The following is a 212-nucleotide window of genomic DNA, read 5'->3' as shown; positions in this document are numbered from 1 at the left end:
ACCTACGCGGAGCTGAACGAACGAGCCAACCGTTTAGCGCGGACGTTGCGTGCGCAAGGGGTTCAGCCGGATCAGCCCGTGGGTATTCTGGTCCACCGTTCACTGGACATGATCGTAGGCATCTATGCGATCCTCAAGGCCGGCGGAGCCTATGTGCCGATTGATCCGGAATATCCGGCCGATCGTATCCGCTTTATGCTGGAGGACTCGGG

The 212-nt window shown here is 59.4% G+C and carries 1 protein-coding gene; it reads left to right on the top strand.

The features are described from left to right. Positions 1 to 12 precede the first annotated feature (12 nt). On the top strand, positions 13 to 212 hold a 200-nt coding region (locus tag HFD99_RS25455), incomplete at its 3' end, for an AMP-binding protein (RefSeq protein ID WP_446723037.1).

The sequence above is a fragment of the Paenibacillus sp. EKM301P genome (genome assembly GCF_011800295.1).
Taxonomy (GTDB): Bacteria; Bacillota; Bacilli; order Paenibacillales; family Paenibacillaceae; genus Paenibacillus; species Paenibacillus polymyxa.
Note: the sequence above shows the minus strand (reverse complement) of the source record. Positions and strands in the feature narration are given on the sequence as shown.